Below are 2,234 nucleotides of genomic sequence, written 5' to 3'. Positions count from 1 at the left end.
AACAATCTAAGTATAAACCTATAAGCTTTGTATTGATCCTTTTAATACAAAACAATTTTCATCTTCAAAGCCAATGTCAAGGTATTAGAATTCAGTTGAAGATTGAATCTGCATGATCAAATATCTGACTTCAAACAAGGAGAGTAGAAACGAAACCGAAATAAGCTCAAGGCGCGGCGAGGGATTGCGTTTAAACTGTTTTTTATTGTTTGAGCGGCATTATTTAAGGTGAGAATAAGTAAAAGCTCATTCCCGAGATTATCAGATGAAATTAGTGATTTAAATGCTTTGAAGTAATTTATCTATTAGTTCAATAGGGAAGGCCTTTAATTTGACATTCTGATAATTGCATTGAGTATCTGTCTGACGTAGAAGCAATATATTTCCCCCTTATATAAACATAATCCCCTACAAATATTTTTTCTACTTCATTAACCCACTTGTCTTTTGAATCAACGCAATTTGAACATGTGACAGTGAATTGTGTCCCATCTTCTTGTTTCAGAATGACCTGAGAACAACCCGATACTTCAGAAATCTCTTTTACTTCACCATAAACATCGAGAATTTTATGTTTAAATGTAACCCCTCCCTTAGTTCGGACTGGTATTTAATAGACTAAATTATGTTATTTACGTTTTTTCCTTATTAAATATATTATCAAAATAACTACAGCAATCACCACAAGTATATGCCACCATGTGAATATAGCTTTGAAGTAAAAGCCACCTGATACAGGGCTGGCCTGCAGAATTGGATAAATGTTAATTTTCATTGTGATACTGTTGTTGGTTTATCTTTTTCATCCGCTTAAAAAGGTCTGGAGTAGTACCTCCTAATGCGTCATGCGGCCTGCTGTAATTGTAATCTTCCATCCATTCATCAGCTAGTACTTGTACTTGCTGAATATCTTCGAAAAGATATGCGTCAAGTATATTCTCTCGAAAGGTTCTGTTAAAACGCTCGATGTAACCATTCTGCATTGGCTTACCAGGCTGCGTGAATTGTACTGTAATGCCTTTGCTTTCACACCAATCTTTAAACTCCTTGCTGTTAAACTCTGGCCCGTTATCTACCCTAATACAGTTTGGTTTGCCTTGTTCATGAATGGTTCGCTCCAATATTTGAGTCACTCGCACGGCTGGTATAGTTGTAAGCTGCCTCTACAGCAATAGCTTCCCTGTTAAAATCATCAATAATATTCAGCGTTCGGAATCTTCTTTTGTTCATCAGCACATCACACATAAAATCCATCGACCAGGTATCTCCAGCTTGTTTGGGCACGACCAATGGTACTTTAACGCGTGCGGGCACGCGTCTGCGCACCTTTCGGCGGCGATTCATCCCCAATAGCAGATAAACTCGCCTTACACGCTTATAATTCCACAGCAAGCCCTGTTGCCGGATGCGGCTATAATACAAGTCCTGGCCCTCGGTTGGATGCCGTTCAGATAACTCAAGTAGCTTGTCAATCGTTTCTGAATCATCCCGCACATTCTTATAGTAATACATGGATTTGGGTAGTTTTACTACCCGGCAAGCCCTGCTAATACTTACCTGGTGGAGCTCCAAAAGATAAGTAACCATGTCCTTGCGCTGGCAGGGCTTTAGAACTTTTTTGAGAGCACGTCTTTTAAAAGACTGTGATCTAAGGCCAGCTCTGCGTACATATGCTTCAGTTTGCGGTTCTCTTCCTCCAGTTCTTTTAGCCGTTTCAGCTCCTGGCTGTCCATGCCGGCATACTTTTTACGCCAGTTATAAAAAGTGGATTTGTGAACGCCCAGTTCGCGGCATACATCATTAAGCTCACGACCACCTTCGTATTCCTTGATGGCTTTGACAATCTGTGCTTCGGTAATAATAGAGTTCTTCATCGTTTGACTGTTTAAAGTTAAGACTTTTCGTCCTTCAAGCAGTCCGATTTTTAGGAGGGGTTACAAGATAAAGTGTTTAGCATTTTCAATCGCCTTTAAATCAGCCCAAAAGTTAGACCTTTGTCCGCTTAGGTCTACCGAAGATGACCAGTCGAACAAAGGCATAGCAAAACCAGTTATGCCTTTCGTTTTTTCTATCGCAACCTGCTTGAATGAGCGATATACAAAAACACCAAGTTTACCCTCTCGGTTCGACACCTGTCAGATTCTTTGTCATATAAAATGCCCGAGTGAAAGAGCAGCGACTGCATCCGCTGCTTGGTCAAGTAATCCGCCAAAACCCACTTTTTGGGCATGTTG

The 2,234-nt window shown here is 40.2% G+C and carries 1 pseudogene; it reads right to left on the bottom strand.

The features are described from left to right. Positions 1-764 precede the first annotated feature (764 nt). A pseudogene (locus AAGC65_RS26025) lies at positions 765-1,874 on the bottom strand (IS3 family transposase). Positions 1,875-2,234: the final 360 nt, after the last annotated feature.

The organism is Mucilaginibacter sp., from assembly GCF_039207105.1.
Lineage (GTDB): Bacteria > Bacteroidota > Bacteroidia > Sphingobacteriales > Sphingobacteriaceae > Mucilaginibacter.
The sequence above is the reverse complement of the archived record's forward strand: the minus strand, read 5'-3'. Positions and strand labels throughout refer to the sequence as shown.